A 14,169-nucleotide genomic window follows, 5' to 3' on the forward strand; every position below is an offset into this window, starting at 1 on the left:
AGAATCGATCGACCACGTTGTCCGACGCTGTGGGGGGCCTGGGGTCCCGGAAGCACCTGGCAGGACTCCTGGCCGGCTTGCTCGCTGGTACGGGGCTCGCCCTGGCCGGTTGCACCGCCACCCCCAAGGAGGTGGCCGTTCAGGACGCCAAACCGGGCGACCTTCTCGTGGAGGTGGATGGGAACCGGGTGGAGCTGTTGCGGGCGTTCAAGCCGGGCATTGCCAATGGGCTGCACAAGGGTGTCGTGAAGGTCACCTCAGGGGGCGACGATGGCAAGGGTCAGATGTACGAAGTCACGGCGATCTGCAGCGTCAAAGGAGAGCCAGGCTGGCAAACCTATGACAATATCTTCGGAGATCCGATCAGCGATCTCAACGCCAAGAGAACATTCCCGGTCAAGAATCGCTGGCAGTTCCTGTTCCATTTTGATGGCCGTACGGAGCAGATCGGCAAGCTGGATCCCAGTGTCTGGGTCTCGCGGTTGAAGGACAATCTCTGCCGGAAAGGGGATTTCGACGACACCTGATCCTCCGACGGCATCGGGACGGCCAACCGCCGCGCCAGGCTTGATAATGATTCTTGATTTCATTCATTGGGGGGCGCGTCCTGGGCCCCAATTTCCTGTAGCAATCGACACTTTCAGGCCGCAGGCCATCCTTTTGGATGGATGGGAAATTGCGCCTCGGTTTCTCGATGCCCAAAACACTCTTCTCCGTCGATCTCACCAAGCCGATGGATCAGCAGGACATGCCCGGGCACAACCGCTGGCATCCGGAAATCCCTGCCGTGGCCTCCGTGAATCCTGGTGACGTGTTCCGGATCGAATGCAAGGACTGGACCGACGGCCAGATCAAGAACAACGACGACCCCAAGGACATCGAGGATGTGAATCTCGAGGTCGTTCACGTTCTCAGCGGCCCGATCTGGGTCAACGGCGCCCAGCCCGGCGACATCCTGGTGGTGGACATCCTTGATGTCGGTGCCCTGCAGGGGGATGAGTGGGGCTTCACGGGCATCTTCGCCAAGGAGAACGGTGGCGGTTTCCTCACCGATCACTACCCCAAGGCTGCCAAGGCCATCTGGGATCTGGAAGGCATCTACACCTCCTCCCGCCACATCCCCGGCGTTCGTTTCGCCGGCATCACCCACCCGGGCCTGATTGGCTGCGCCCCCTCCCACGAGCTGCTCAACGAGTGGAACCGTCGTGAGACGGAGCTGGTGAAAACCGCCCCCGACCGCCGCACCTACGGCGCCGGCCTCTCCGGCAGCGAGCCGGTGCTGGCGGCCCTGCCCAATCCCAACAGCGCCATCCTCGGCACCCTCCCCGGCAGCGAGTTCGAGCGGGTGGCCAACGAAGCGGCCCGCACGGTGCCCCCCCGGGAGCACGGCGGCAACTGCGACATCAAGAACCTCACCAAGGGCACCCGGATCTATTTCCCGGTCTATGTCGAAGGGGCCAAGCTCTCGATGGGCGACATCCACTTCTCCCAGGGGGATGGTGAGATCTCTTTCTGTGGCGCTATCGAGATGTCCGGCTATCTCGACCTCCACGTCGAGATCATCAAGGGCGGCATGGCGAAGTATGGGATGGTCAACCCCATGTTCAAGACCAGCCCGGTGGAACCCCACTACACCGACTACCTGGTGTTCGAAGGCATCTCCGTGGATGAATTCGACGGCAAGCAGTACTACATGGACGTCCACATCGCCTACCGGCGAGCCTGTCTCAACGCCATCGAGTACCTCAAGAAGTTCGGCTACACCGGCGAGCAGGCCTACCTGCTGCTGAGCTGTGCGCCGGTGGAGGGCAGGATCAGCGGCATCGTCGACATCCCGAACGCCTGCTGCACCCTCGCCATCCCCACCTCGATCTTCGACAAGGACATTCTTCCCTGCTGATCGGCCGGCTGGAGGGAGGGGCCTGGTCAACAGGCCCCTTTTTCTTGTCCGCCACGGTTCTTGTCCGCCACTGCTCTGGCCTGCCACTGTTCCTGGCTGCCATCTCCCTTCCCCCTGTCGTTCCCCTCGTCCTGCAATGCCTGTCTACGAATACAGCTGCAGCAACGGCTGCGAAAACTATGAGGTCTGGCGCAGCATCGATGAGCGCCAAAAGGAAACCAACTGCCCCACCTGCACTGCCGAAGGCGTCCGTGTGTTCACGCCGGTGATGTCACTCAGCGGTTCGTTTCGCCTGAAGCAGGAGCAGTCCGAACCCCGCCTGGTTCGCAAGGAAACCAAGGAAGCCACCGGCAAGCCACGGCTCAAGGAGAGCGGCACCCGCCCCTGGATGCTCAATCGCGGCTGCTGAGCGCAAGACGAAGCCAAAGTCCTCCCAAGCAAAAGTCCCGGGCCGCGCCACCGCTGGTGGCATCGACCCGGGACTGGCTGTTGGCCGGACTCCTCAGACGGTGAGGAATTCCTTGATCACGTCATCGGAGAGCTTGTCGGTCTGGCCGCTGGAGACGATGCCGCCGCGTTGCATGGCGTAGTAGAAGTCGGACTGGCGCACGAAGTGCAGGTGCTGCTCCACCAGCAGCACACTGATGCCGGTCTCCTTCATGATCCGCTGCACCGCGTGTTCGATGTCGAGGATGATCGAGGGTTGGATGCCTTCGGTGGGTTCATCGAGGAGCAGCAGCTTGGGCTTGCCGAGCAGGGCCCGGGCGATGGCGAGCTGCTGCTGCTGGCCACCACTGAGGTCGCCGCCTTTGCGCTTGAGAAACTTCTCCAGGATCGGGAAGAGATCGAAGATCAGCGGGTCGATGTGGCGGTTCTTTTCCAGACCACCGGGCAGGGCCTCCATGCCCAGCAGCAGATTCTCCTTGACCGACACCTGGGGAATGATGTCCCGGCCCTGGGACACGTAGCCGATGCCGGCCCGGGCCCGTTTGTAGGGGGGCTGGTTGGTGAGCTGGCCGTCCTGGTAGGCGATCGTCCCCGATCGCTGCTGCAGCAGGCCGATCACGGTCTTGAGGAAGGTGGTCTTGCCGACGCCGTTGCGGCCGATCAGGCAGACCATCTTGCCTTCGTGGATCGTCAGATCCACGTTGCGGAGAATGTGGCTCTCCCCGTAATACACATTGAGGTCGGAGACCTGAAGCAGGGGCTGGGCGCTGGTGGTGGACATGGGCTCGCGGTGGGTGAAGGTCGGGAAACGATCAGTGTTCGGGCGGCCCCAGGTAGACCTCGATCACGCGCGGGTCGGCTTTGACCTTCTCCAGCGGACCCTCGGTCAGCACCTGTCCCTGGTGCAGCACGGTGACATCGAAGCCCAGGTCGCGGATGAACTCCATGTCGTGCTCGATCACCACCACGGTGTGGTCACCGGCGAGGGACTTGATCAGTTCGGCCGTGCGCAGGGTTTCCTCATCGGTGAGGCCGGCCACGGGTTCGTCCAGCAGCAGCACCTCGGGGGCCTGGGCCACCAAGGAGGCAATGGCCAGCCATTGCTTCTGGCCGTGGGAGAGGGAGCCCGCCTTGACGGTGGCGAAGGGCGCCAGGCCCACGTAGTTCATGATCCGATGCACCTCGTCCTTGGAGGACTGGGGCAGGCCGGAACCCAGGAGGCTGAAGGCGTTCTTGACCGGTGAGGCGGAGAGCTCCAGATTCCGCAGCACGGTGAGATTCTCGAACACCCGCGGGGTCTGGAACTTGCGGCCAATGCCGTTGCGCGAGATCTGCTGCTCGGAGACGCCAAGCAGGGACTTGCCTTTGAAGCTCACCGATCCTTTCGTGGGCCGCACCTTGCCTGTGATGACATCGAGGAAGGTGGTTTTGCCGGCACCGTTGGGGCCGATGATGGACTTCAGCTCTCCCTTGTAGAGCTTCAGGCTGAGGTCGGTGAGGGCATAGAAGCCATCGAAGCTCACGCTGACGTCATTGAGCTCGAGTAGAGGTTCTGACATGGACTTCGGAAGGGTGCGGAATCAAAAGAGCGGTCACAGCAGATGAGCCAGGAAGCAACTTCCTGGAGGGCTAATCCACAGGAACGGCCTCCTTGTCGAGCTTGGGGTAGGTCTTGGCAGGTTTGGCGATGCCGAAGGCGGCCAGGAAGGTGCGGAAGCCTCCTTTGGTGATCCAGCCGTAGATGCCATCGGGCATCAGAACCACCACGAAGATGAACAGGGCCCCCTGGACGAACAGCCAGGCTTCGGGCAGGGCCTCGCTCACCAGGCTGCGCAGGTAGTTGACCACGGTGGCGCCGATGATCGGCCCCACCAGGGTGCCCCGTCCGCCCACGGCGACCCAGATCACCATCTCGATCGAGAAGGAGATCGACATGTACTGGGGCGAGACGATGCCGGACTGGACGGTGTAGAGGGCTCCGGAAATGCCGCACAGGGCGCCCGCCACCAGGAAGACGATGGTCTTGAAGGGGACGGGGTTGAAACCGGCGAAGCGCAGGCGGCTCTCGTCGTCGCGGATGGCGATCAGGGCATCACCGAAGCGACCGCTGGTGAAGTAACGGCAGACCAGAAACGCCAGGGGCAGCAGCACCACCGTGAGGCGGTAGAACCACACCTGCATGTCGGGCGAGCCCACCAGCTGGCCGAACAGTTCGCTGGTGCTGGTCTTGAGGCCGTTGGTGCCGTCGAAGAGTTTCTGCTGGCCGTTGAAGAAGTGGAAGAAGACCATCAGAGCCGCCTGGGTGATGATCGAGAAGTACACCCCCTTGATGCGGTTTCGGAAGATCAGCCAGCCCACCAGGCCCGCCACCACGGCCGGAATCACCCACAGGGCGATCAGGGTGAACACCGGTGACCAGAAGGGTTGCCAGAAGAAGGGCAGCTGGTCGACGCCGTAGTTCTCGAAGAACTTGGGAATCCCGTTGCCACCGGCGAGGCTCTTGGTGTTGAGCATCAGGTACATGGCCACGGCGTAGCCGCCGAGGGCAAAGAAGATGCCCTGGCCCAGGCTCAACAGACCGGTGTATCCCCAGATCAGGTCGATCGCCAGTGCCGTGATCGCCAGCGAGAAATAGCGGCCGAACAGGTTGAGGCGGAAATCATCCAGGGCTGCCGGCAGGATGAACAGGGCGATAGCCAGGAGAATCCAGGGGACGAGTCGTTGGAAGATTTTCACAGGTAGGGCCTCCTGGTGGGGAGATGGAACGGGAATCTGCAGTGGGTGGAACTGATCGGGTCAGGCATCGACCGAGCGACCCTTCTGGGGGAACATGCCGTTGGGGCGGAACTGGAGGAAGACAATGATGAAGATGAACACCAGCACCAGCGACATGCTTGTGGTGGCAAAGAACTCGATCACCCCCTTGGCCGCCAACGGCATGTCAGGGAAGATTGTCAGCAGGGTGCCCGAGCCGATCACCGACTGGATGATGCCCAGCAGCAGCGAGGCCAGCACGGTGCCGAGCAGGTTCCCCACACCACCGAGAACGATCACCATGAAGCAGGAGACGATGTAAGCCGCCCCGAGGTTCGGACCCACCGAACCGAGCAGGGTGATGGCACAGCCGGCCACCCCGGCCAGGCCGGAGCCGATGCCGAAGGTGATGCTGTCGACACGGTCGGTGGGAATGCCGAGGCAGTTGCTCATCTGACGGTTCTGGGTGACCGCACGGATGCGCAGGCCCCAGACGCTCTTGTTGAGGAACCAGTAGGTGGCGAGCAGGAGCAGGGCCGACAGAAGAATGATGAAGATGCGGAGGCCGGGCAGTTCGATGCCGCCGATCATCCCCCAGCTTCCCTGGAGCCATTTGGGGGCGGTGACATCGATGTTGCGCGGGCCGAACCAGGGCTTGGCGAGGGGCCGGACCTGGTCGAAAAGGTTGACGGCGATCAGGCCGATTCCGATGGCGATGGCCCAGCCGAGTCCGTTGAGATAGGTGAAGAATGGTTTTTCGGAGAACTTCGCTGCCAGTAATTTCGAGATAATGAAACCGACAACGACACCCACGATGATGCCCAGCATCATGGCCGTCGAAACGCTTCGAATCAGCTGGATCAGAATCAGGCTGACTCCCCAGGTCGCCAGCAGCGTTTCAAGGGGCCGGCCATAGAGCTGCCGGATCAACGTTCTCTCCAGCAGTACCCCAATGAGCCCCGTCACGATGAACGCGAGTACCAGGGAGACCGGGAAATACAGCTCGAAGATCACACCACCCATGGGCTTGAAGGCCGATTGCACCACGTAGGTGACATAGGCCCCGAGCATCATGAATTCGCCATGGGCGAGGTTGATGACACCCATCAATCCGAACACGATGGCCAGACCTGTGGCTGCGAGCAGCAGCACAGATCCGATGCTGAGGCCATCGAGGATCTGAGAAAAGAAAAGTTCCAACGGAATGAAGGTTGAACGTTAGATCCAGCGCTGCCTGGGCGACGCTGGATCGGGTCGAACGTGGTGGTGTGCTGAGCCGGAAAGGGGTGGCCCCCGAAGGAGCCACCTGTCTTTCATGGATTCACGGACCGGGCCGTGATCACATCTTGAACTTGCCGGCGTCAGGACGATCCTGGGTCCAGTCGCAGGTGAAGCCCTTGGTCTCGGGAACGAACTGGTTCCAGGGCAGCGGGGGAATGGCCTTGACGCTGTCGTAGAGGATCTTGAACTGGCCGGTGGGCTCCGCCTCGCCGATGAGCACCCGCTCGGAGGTGTGGTGGTTGGGGAACATCTTGATTTCGCCCTGGGGAGCGGCGAAGGTGATCCCAATCATGTTCGAGCGGACCTTGTCGAGGTCTTCGAAAGTGCCTGCCTTCTCGACGGCGTTCTTCCAGAGGTACACCATGTTGTAGGCGGATTCCGCCGGGTCACCCGTGACGCGGTCGGCGCCGTACATCGCCTGGAAGTCGGCGGTGAACTTCTTGGAGGCCGGGGTGTCCAGGCTCATGAAGAAGTTCCACGCGGCGTAGGTGCCCGTGGTGTACTCGGGACCGATCTGGCGGATCTCCTCCTCGGCGATGGAGAAGGACATGATCGGGTACTTGGCCGGATCAATGCCCGAGGCCTTGAACTGCTTGAACAGGGCGACGTTGGAGTCACCGTTCAGGGTGTTGATGATGATCCCGCCATCGGGGAAGGCCTTCTTGATCTTGGCGATGATCGGGGCCACCTCGGTGTTGCCGAGGGGGATGTAGTCCTCGCCGACGGTTTCACCGCCAAGGGCCTTCATCTGCTCCTTGATGATCGTGTTCGCCGTGCGCGGATACACGTAATCGGAGCCGACTAGGTAGACCTTCTTGCCGAGCTTGTCGCCGAACTTGTCCATCAGCCATTGAACCGCGGGCTCAGCCTGCTGGTTCGGAACGGCGCCGGTGTAGAAGATGTTGCGCGAGCACTCCTGACCCTCGTACTGAATCGGGTAGAAGAGCATGTGGTTCTTCGACTCGAAGACCGGCAGCATCGCCTTGCGGCTGGCGGAGGTCCAGCCACCGAAGACGACGGCGACCTTGTCGGAGTCGATCAGTTTCTGGGCCTTCTCGGCGAAGGTGGGCCAGTCGGAGGCGCCATCTTCAGAGACAGCGACGATCTTGTAGGACTTGCCGCCGACCTTGACGCCGCCGGCGTCATTGATTTCCTTGATCGCCATCTCCTCGACTTCTTTCAAAGTCGTTTCGGAGATGGCCATGGTGCCACTGAGGGAATGAAGGATACCGACCTTCACTTCCCCATCAAAATTGCCGCCGGAACCGGACTCGCCCCCACAGGAGACGAGGGTTACGCTCACAGCAGTTGCGGCGATTGCAGCTGCCAGTCGCCTTGAAAGATGCAGAGACATTGAAGCCTGTTCAAGATGAATTGTAGTCGCCGTAACCGACGGCAAAGGGAAAGGTAAGGAAGGACGTGGTTACCCCCGGTATCCAATGAGACAGAAAGCCGCCCAGGGCTTGCCGGAGTGAGGATTTGAACGTCGCTGAGCTGTCGATATGTTGCATTACCTACGGTTTTTCTGATCAGCGGCTGAAAGGGGAATACCAGAAGGCTTGACCGATCCGGTGCAACGCTCAGACGGCCAGCGGTTCGGGCAGTTGCCGCAGCAGGAAGCTCTCGACCCGATCGAGGCCTTCACCGCTGCGCAGATTCGTGAAACACCAGGGCCGGCCGCCGCGCATCCGCTCGGTGTCGGCCTCCATCACAGCCAGGCTGGCCCCGACCATGGGGGCCAGGTCGATCTTGTTGATCACCAGCAGGTCGGAGCGGGTGATGCCGGGGCCCCCCTTGCGGGGGATCTTGTCGCCGGCGGCCACGTCGATCACATAGATGCACAGATCCACCAGCTCCGGGCTGAAGCTGGCCGCCAGGTTGTCGCCACCGCTCTCCACCAGCACCAGGTCCAGATCCGGGAAGGCCTCCTCCAGCTCCTGCACCGCCGCCCGGTTGATCGAGCAGTCCTCCCGGATGGCGGTGTGGGGGCAGCCGCCGGTCTCCACGCCCCGGATCCGTTCGGGGGCCAGGGAGCCGGCGCGGGTGAGGAACTGGGCGTCCTCCTGGGTGTAGATGTCGTTGGTGACCACCGCCAGCTGCAGCCGCTCCCGCAGCCGGCGGCAGAGGGCGTCGACCAGGGCCGTCTTGCCCGATCCCACTGGCCCGGCCACACCGACCCTCAGTTTGCTGCCCATCGCCCCGATCCAGGATGGGTGCCATCCTGACGCCAGCGCCGAGGGCTGCGGTGAGTGACGGACCGATCCCGACGCTGAGCCGTCGCTTCGAGCGGCTGGATGGGCGCCTGGTCGCCACCGTGGTGGGCACGGGGGTGGTGGTCTGCCTCGGCTTCATTGAGCTGCTGCGCAGCCCCCTGCAGCAGCTCTCCAGGCTCACGATCGAACTGCTGGCGGTGCGGGCCCTGCTGTTCCTGGCCCCGCTGCTGGTCAGCCTGCTGCTGCTGCTCCGGGATGGTCCGCTGCTGCTCGGCGGCCGGCGCCCCCCCGGTTCCTGGGGGCCCGACCTGCTGGCCAGCGGGCTGCTGAGCGTCGTGCTGCTGCTCTATTTCATGTCGGCGGTGATCATCACCGCCAGCCTCACGCTCAACCAGGGGGATGTGGCGGGGGAGGTGGGCTTCCTGATCGGCCAGCTGGAGCCGGCCCGCTTCGCGGCCGCCCTGGTCAGGGCGGGCGCCTATGGCGGGATCTGCGCCGCCATCTGCCTGCACCAGGCCCGTCGCGGCTCCTGCGACGCTGCGGGGATGGCGTCCCGCATGGCCCGGTCGCTGCGGCTCGGCATCGGGGTGATGGTCTGCCTCGATCTGCTCTGGACGATTGCGGTCGATCCCCTGCGCATGGGAGGAAACTGACCGTGGCCAGCACCGCCCCGCCGCGGCGCCCCGGCGCCCAGAGCCTGGTCTTCCTGGCGGGAGCGGTGGCCCTGCTGGGGGTGTTCGTGCTGGGGATCGCCCGCGCCGGCAACTGGCTCGCCCCCAGCGTCCGCCTGCAGTTCCGCACCCTCGATGCCGCTGGCCTGCAGACGGGCATGGCGGTGAAGATCTCGGGATTCGCCGTCGGCCAGGTGCGCCGGATCGTTCTGCAGCCCGACGCCCAGGTGCTGGTGGAACTGGAGCTGCGGGACCCCTACCGCTCCATGGTGGGCCGCCGCAGCCGGGCGGAACTGGCCCAGCTGGGGCTCCTGGGCGACAGCTACATCGCCATCACCCCCGACCCGGCGGCGATCGGCCAGCCCCCGATCGGTGATGGCGAGACGCTCGTGTTCACCAGCCGCCCCGACATCGATGACCTGCTCACCGAGGTGGCCAGCAGCCGCATCCCCCTGCAGCGGGCCGTCAGCAGCGGGCTGAGCCTGGCGGAGACCCGCCTGCCCCGCAGCCTCGACGAGCTCGATCGCACCCTGGTCGCCAGCCGCCGCCTGGCGACGCGCCTGGAGGCCGACACCCGTCGCAGCAGCAGCGAGCTCAACCGCACCCTTGGGGCCACCCGCGCCTTGGTCGAGCGGCTGGAGGACCGCGCCGACGGCACCGCCGCCGACCTGTCCGCCCTGATCCGGCGCCTGGAGAGCACCGAAACCCAGACGCGGCCGCTGCTGCTCCAGACCCTGCGCGAGCTTTCCACCATGGCCAGCGCCACCAACCGCCTGGTGAAGACGCTCAACGAGAGCTGGGTGATCGAACTGATCGAGCGGACCGGCGAGCCCCGCGGTGAGCGCGGCCGCTGATCGCCGGGATGGCCGCCGGGATGGCCACCGGCGGCGTCACCCCTCGACCCGGTCGGCCTGACGCAGCAGCTCCGGTGGGAACGTCACCCCGATGGCCCCGGCCGTGCGGCGATTCAGCAACAGCAGCTTCCGGGTCACCGGCTCGAAGGCCATCGTGGCGGGGGAACGGCCGCGCAGCACCTGCACGGCCAGGGCTCCGGCCTGGGCCCCATCGGCCTCCGGATCCCAGCCCACCACCGCCAGGCACCCCGGCGTGGCGATGTCGGCGGGATCGACGGAATAGACCGGCAGGCGATGGCGCAGGCCGGCCGCCGCCAGGGCGGGGAAGCCCACGCTGGTGGCGTAGTCACCCACCCGCACCAGGGCTCCCACCCGCTGGGCGGTCAGGGCGTCGGCGGCACGGGCCACCTCCGCCGGCCCCGCCACCGGCTCGATCACGACGGCGATCGAGCGTTGGCTCGCCTCCCGGCGCAGCAGCTCCGCTTCGAAGCTGGCGTTGGCTTCGGAGGGATGGAAGACGAGCCCCACGCTCGACAGGCCGGGGCTGATCCGACGGGCGAGGTCGAGCTGCTCGGCGAGGGGGCTGGTGCTCACCGTGCCCACCACATTGGGCCGGTGGCGGGTGTAGCTGGTGCCGGCCCCGGCCCCCCAGGGGTTGGAGCAGTAGGTGAACACCACCGGCACCCGGGCGGGGGCGATCGCCAGGATCGCCGCCAGGGGCGGGGTGCCGATGGCCACGAGCATGTCGACCCCGCCCTCCAGCAGGTCCTTCACCTGGGCGCGGCAGGTGGCCATGCTGCCCTCGCTGAAGCGTTCCAGCAGGATCACGCCGGCCGGCGCCCGGAAGCCGGCCCTGGCCAGGGCCTGCACGAACCCGCGGCGGGCGGCATCGGGGGCGGCCCCCCGCACGTACTGGATCAGGCCCAGCCGCGGCGGCCCTGGGGGGCGGTTGCGGGCGTTGCAGCCGACGGCCACCAGGGCACCGGCAACGGCGGCACCGCCCAGCAGGCGCAGCGCCCGCCGCCGGCTGGCCCCTGCGGTGGTGGCCATCAGCTGCGGAACAACCGGGAATACAGCTCACCATGACCCAGCTGGGCCAGTCCCGCCCCCACACCCCCGTTCCAGAGGGCCTCGGGATCGGCCGCCACCAGCTCCGCCGCCCGGGCGGCGATGGTGGGCGCCAGGGTCAGCTGCAGCCGCTGGGCTTCGGTGGGGCCCAGGGGCACCAGCCGCACGGCGGCGCTGAGCTGGGTGGCGATCCAGCCGTAGAGGTAGGCCTCGACCACCTCCTGGGGCGCGATGGCCAGGGCCACCCCGGCCCAGGCCCAGGCCGCCGGCCAGGCGAGCCGAGGGGGCAGGTCTCCAGGCAGGGGCAGATCCAGGTCGGCCAGCAGCTGCAGCAGGGAGCGGCCCATCTGCCGCTGCTGGGCCCGCACCTCGGCGGCCTCCCGCTGGGCCAGCAGCCAGCCGTCCAGCTCCAGCACCTCCCGGCGGGCCGGCCCCTCCGGGAACTCACGCCATCGGGTGAGCGCCTGCATCAGCCGGTTCAGGCTGGCGGCTTCGATCGCCAGCGCCCCCCGGGCCAGCTCCGCCTCCAGCCAGTGGGCCACGCCCTCGGCATCGCCCAGCTCACCGGCCTGGACGAGCACCTCCAGGCCTTCGGAATAACTGAACGCCCCCACCGGCAAGGCGGGACTGACGAGCTGGAACAGCCGCAGCCGGGCAACGCTCATGGGTGGGAATGGCCGTGATGACCATGATCGTGCTGGTGGGCGTGACCGGACCCTTCGTAGGCCCCGGGTTCGGGCAGAAAGGGCCCGGTGATTCGCTCCACGGTCAGTCCCCGATGCCGCAGAAGATCCTCGAGCACGCTGTCGACCCCCAGACGCAGCTCGTTGCGGTGCAGTTCCATGGCCACGTGGCGGTTGCCCAGGTGATAGGCCGCCTGCAGCAGGGCCAGGGGGTCGGCGGCCCGCACCACCATCAGCGGCTCATCGGCGGCCTCCACCACCACCAGGGGCCCACCGGCCTCCGGTGCCAGCCGGTCGCCAGGCTCCAGGGCCCCGCCGCGGGGCAGCTGCAACAGGAGGTCCCGCCCACAGGCGCTGCGGCGATGGCCCCGCAGGCTCGTGCGCTCGTCGGCCCGGAGCGGCAACCGCAGCGGCGGATCCGGCCCTGGCTCCGGGCCCGGGACCTCCCCGTGACGCAGGTGCCGCACCAGCACCAGGGAAGCCTTGGTGTCTGGAGTCGTGGTGTGGGGAACCGTGGGGCCGGGCATCGAGCGGGCCAGCGGGGGAGGGTGGTTCGGGCAGCCTGGCCAGCCGTTGGCCGGCGGCCCTGTGTCGGGCGCTACCAAATTCAGGCCCCCGGGGTCCCACGATCACCTCCATGCAGCTCACCGCTCCCGCCCCCTGGAGAGCCCAGGCCCGGCTTCGTTTCGAGACCACCGGCGGCGCGGACGGTGCCACCCGGCACCAGGGCGGAGCGACGGCGCCGCTGAAGATCCAGCGGGCCTTCGCCGCTGCCGATGGCCGCTGTCAACTGCCCCTGCTGCACACCGGCGGCGGCCTGGTGGGGGGGGATGAGCTGGCCATCGAGGCCGACCTCGGCGCCGGCAGCCGGGCCCTGATCACCAGCGTGGCGGCCCAGAAGGTCTACGGAACCGTGGGCCGCTCCCGGCGGGTCCCCGCCGGCAGCTGGACCTTTCAGACCCTCGACTTCCGCCTCGCCGCAGGGGCCGACCTGGAGTGGCTGCCCCAGGAGCTGGTGGTCTTCCGGGATGGCCTGTTCCAGCAGACCTGCCGGGTGGAGCTGGCCGACGGGGCCAGCTGGCTGGGGGCGGAGGTGGTGCGGCTGGGGCGCAGCGCCGATGGTGAGACGCTCGGATCCGGCCGCTGGCGCTCGTTGCTGGAGATCCGGCGGCAGGGCCAGTGGGAGCTGGTGGACCGGCTGGAGCTGGGCGGCGCCAGCCTGGAGAGCCCCCACGGCCTAGGGGGCCAGCCGGTGTTCGCCAGCCTGGTGTGGGCCGCCCCGGGGCCGGTGGGCGAGCCCCTGCTGGAGGCCTGCCGCGCCGAACGGCACGGGCTGGAGGGGACGATGGCCTGCGGCCGGCTGGAACGGGGCCTGGTGGCCCGCTACCGGGGCCGCTCCACCCAGGCGGCCCGCTTCTGGTTCACGCGCATCTGGGCCCGGATCCGGGCGGAGCGGGGCCTGGCGGCTCCGGTGCTGCCCCGGGTCTGGCCGTTCCAGGAGCAGCCGCTCGATCTGGAACCGCCCCTGCCGGTCCCGGCCCGCAGCTGGTGACCCCCGGCCAGGCGCCACAGCGGGCCTAGGTTCGCCCCAGGCGCAGCCCACCGATGCATCGCTTCCAGCTCTCCTTGCAGGCCCTGGGCCAGGCGCGCCAGCTGATCGCCGTGGGCCGCAGCCAGGGGGACCTGGCCCGGATCGCCGATCTGGTGGACAGCTTCCTGGACACGCCCCAGATGGAGGCCTGCATCGCCCGTTTCCGGGCCCTGCCGGGCGGGGCAGAGATGATGGACGAGCGCTATCCGCCCCTGCAACCGGATCTGGAGCGGCTCGAGACGCTGCCGGAGGGGAGCCTGGGCCGCACCTACGCCGCCCTGATCCGCCGCTTCAACTACGACCCCGAGTTCTTCCGCCCCCGCCCCGTCGACACGGAGGGCCGCTGGCTCACCCAGCGGATCGCCACCACCCATGACATCCACCATGTGGTCAGTGGTTTCGGCACGACGCCGGTGGGGGAGAACGGCGTGCTGGCCATCACCGCCACCCAGATCGGCTTCCCCGCCTACGTGAGCCTCACGCACGCGGCCCAGATCGCCTGCTTCCGCTTCAAGCTCGACGGCTACCAGACCCTGAGCCGGTCGATCAGCCACGGCACCACGATCGGCTTCACCGCCCGTCCCTTCGCCACGGTCCGCTGGGAGGAGGGCTGGGAGCTGCCGGTGGCGGAGTGGCGGCAGCGGCTGGGGGTGACCCTGCCGGCGGATGGGGAGCCCTATGGGATCGACCAGCCCTGAGCGGCCGCG

The 14,169-nt window shown here is 66.7% G+C and carries 16 protein-coding genes; 7 read left to right on the forward strand and 9 right to left on the reverse strand.

Translation table 11 applies throughout. From position 1 onward, the window contains the following. Positions 1-17 precede the first annotated feature (17 nt). The 3 genes from H6G99_RS04175 to H6G99_RS04185 all read left to right on the forward strand — a co-directional run bounded on the left by H6G99_RS04175 (position 18) and on the right by H6G99_RS04185 (position 2,309). Positions 18-527, forward strand: coding sequence for a hypothetical protein (locus tag H6G99_RS04175; protein WP_190610090.1), 510 nt, complete (start codon positions 18-20; stop codon positions 525-527). A gap of 167 nt (positions 528-694) precedes the next feature. After that, positions 695-1,900, forward strand: a complete 1,206-nt coding sequence (gene fmdA / locus H6G99_RS04180; protein ID WP_094585380.1) for a formamidase — start codon at positions 695-697, stop codon at positions 1,898-1,900. A gap of 136 nt (positions 1,901-2,036) precedes the next feature. Further along, a complete protein-coding gene (locus H6G99_RS04185; RefSeq protein WP_094585314.1) occupies positions 2,037-2,309 on the forward strand; it encodes an FmdB family zinc ribbon protein in 273 nt (90 codons plus the stop codon). Positions 2,310-2,402: 93 nt separating this feature from the next. On the opposite strand, the gene urtE is transcribed toward H6G99_RS04185, so the two are convergent. From urtE to ureG, 6 genes are all read right to left on the reverse strand, one after another. Next, positions 2,403-3,128: an urea ABC transporter ATP-binding subunit UrtE gene (gene urtE / locus H6G99_RS04190; protein ID WP_190610091.1), complete on the reverse strand. Its 726-nt coding sequence runs from the start codon at positions 3,126-3,128 to the stop codon at positions 2,403-2,405. A 31-nt stretch (positions 3,129-3,159) separates the two neighbouring features. Further along, positions 3,160-3,906, reverse strand: a complete 747-nt coding sequence (urtD, locus tag H6G99_RS04195) for an urea ABC transporter ATP-binding protein UrtD (protein ID WP_094585312.1) — start codon at positions 3,904-3,906, stop codon at positions 3,160-3,162. 70 nt (positions 3,907-3,976) lie between these two features. Beyond that, complete coding sequence (urtC, locus tag H6G99_RS04200) at positions 3,977-5,083, reverse strand: urea ABC transporter permease subunit UrtC (protein ID WP_094585311.1); 1,107 nt, start codon at positions 5,081-5,083, stop codon at positions 3,977-3,979. A gap of 60 nt (positions 5,084-5,143) precedes the next feature. After that, a complete protein-coding gene (locus tag H6G99_RS04205; protein WP_094585310.1) occupies positions 5,144-6,301 on the reverse strand; it encodes an ABC transporter permease in 1,158 nt (385 codons plus the stop codon). Positions 6,302-6,440: 139 nt separating this feature from the next. Further along, positions 6,441-7,736, reverse strand: coding sequence for an urea ABC transporter substrate-binding protein (urtA, locus tag H6G99_RS04210; protein WP_190610093.1), 1,296 nt, complete (start codon positions 7,734-7,736; stop codon positions 6,441-6,443). Between the two features lie 226 nt (positions 7,737-7,962). Continuing rightward, on the reverse strand, positions 7,963-8,577 hold the full coding sequence (ureG, locus tag H6G99_RS04215; protein WP_094585308.1) for an urease accessory protein UreG: 615 nt from the start codon (positions 8,575-8,577) through the stop codon (positions 7,963-7,965). A 50-nt stretch (positions 8,578-8,627) separates the two neighbouring features. Here ureG and H6G99_RS04220 point away from each other — a divergent pair, with 50 nt between their 5' ends. Together H6G99_RS04220 and H6G99_RS04225 are read left to right on the forward strand one after the other, a co-directional pair. Continuing rightward, positions 8,628-9,248: a hypothetical protein gene (locus tag H6G99_RS04220; RefSeq protein WP_190610095.1), complete on the forward strand. Its 621-nt coding sequence runs from the start codon at positions 8,628-8,630 to the stop codon at positions 9,246-9,248. A 2-nt stretch (positions 9,249-9,250) separates the two neighbouring features. After that, positions 9,251-10,120, forward strand: a complete 870-nt coding sequence (locus H6G99_RS04225) for an MlaD family protein (RefSeq protein WP_190610096.1) — start codon at positions 9,251-9,253, stop codon at positions 10,118-10,120. A gap of 36 nt (positions 10,121-10,156) precedes the next feature. Here the strand turns inward: H6G99_RS04225 and H6G99_RS04230 are convergent, their stop codons facing one another. From H6G99_RS04230 to ureE, 3 genes are read right to left on the reverse strand one after another with little or no spacing between them, the layout of a single operon-like run. After that, on the reverse strand, positions 10,157-11,170 hold the full coding sequence (locus H6G99_RS04230; protein WP_190610098.1) for an ABC transporter substrate-binding protein: 1,014 nt from the start codon (positions 11,168-11,170) through the stop codon (positions 10,157-10,159). Continuing rightward, positions 11,170-11,853, reverse strand: a complete 684-nt coding sequence (locus tag H6G99_RS04235; RefSeq protein WP_190610100.1) for an urease accessory protein UreF — start codon at positions 11,851-11,853, stop codon at positions 11,170-11,172. The genes H6G99_RS04230 and H6G99_RS04235 overlap by 1 nt, the downstream gene beginning before the upstream one ends. After that, complete coding sequence (gene ureE / locus H6G99_RS04240; protein ID WP_190610102.1) at positions 11,850-12,398, reverse strand: urease accessory protein UreE; 549 nt, start codon at positions 12,396-12,398, stop codon at positions 11,850-11,852. The genes H6G99_RS04235 and ureE overlap by 4 nt, the downstream gene beginning before the upstream one ends. Before the next feature lie 110 nt (positions 12,399-12,508). Here ureE and H6G99_RS04245 point away from each other — a divergent pair, with 110 nt between their 5' ends. Continuing rightward, a complete protein-coding gene (locus tag H6G99_RS04245) occupies positions 12,509-13,423 on the forward strand; it encodes an urease accessory protein UreD (protein WP_190610104.1) in 915 nt (304 codons plus the stop codon). Positions 13,424-13,476: 53 nt separating this feature from the next. Continuing rightward, positions 13,477-14,160: a Coq4 family protein gene (locus H6G99_RS04250; protein ID WP_190610106.1), complete on the forward strand. Its 684-nt coding sequence runs from the start codon at positions 13,477-13,479 to the stop codon at positions 14,158-14,160. The last annotated feature ends 9 nt before the right edge of the window (positions 14,161-14,169 follow it).

Source organism: Synechococcus sp. FACHB-909 (assembly GCF_014698945.1).
Taxonomy (GTDB): Bacteria; Cyanobacteriota; Cyanobacteriia; order PCC-6307; family Cyanobiaceae; genus Cyanobium.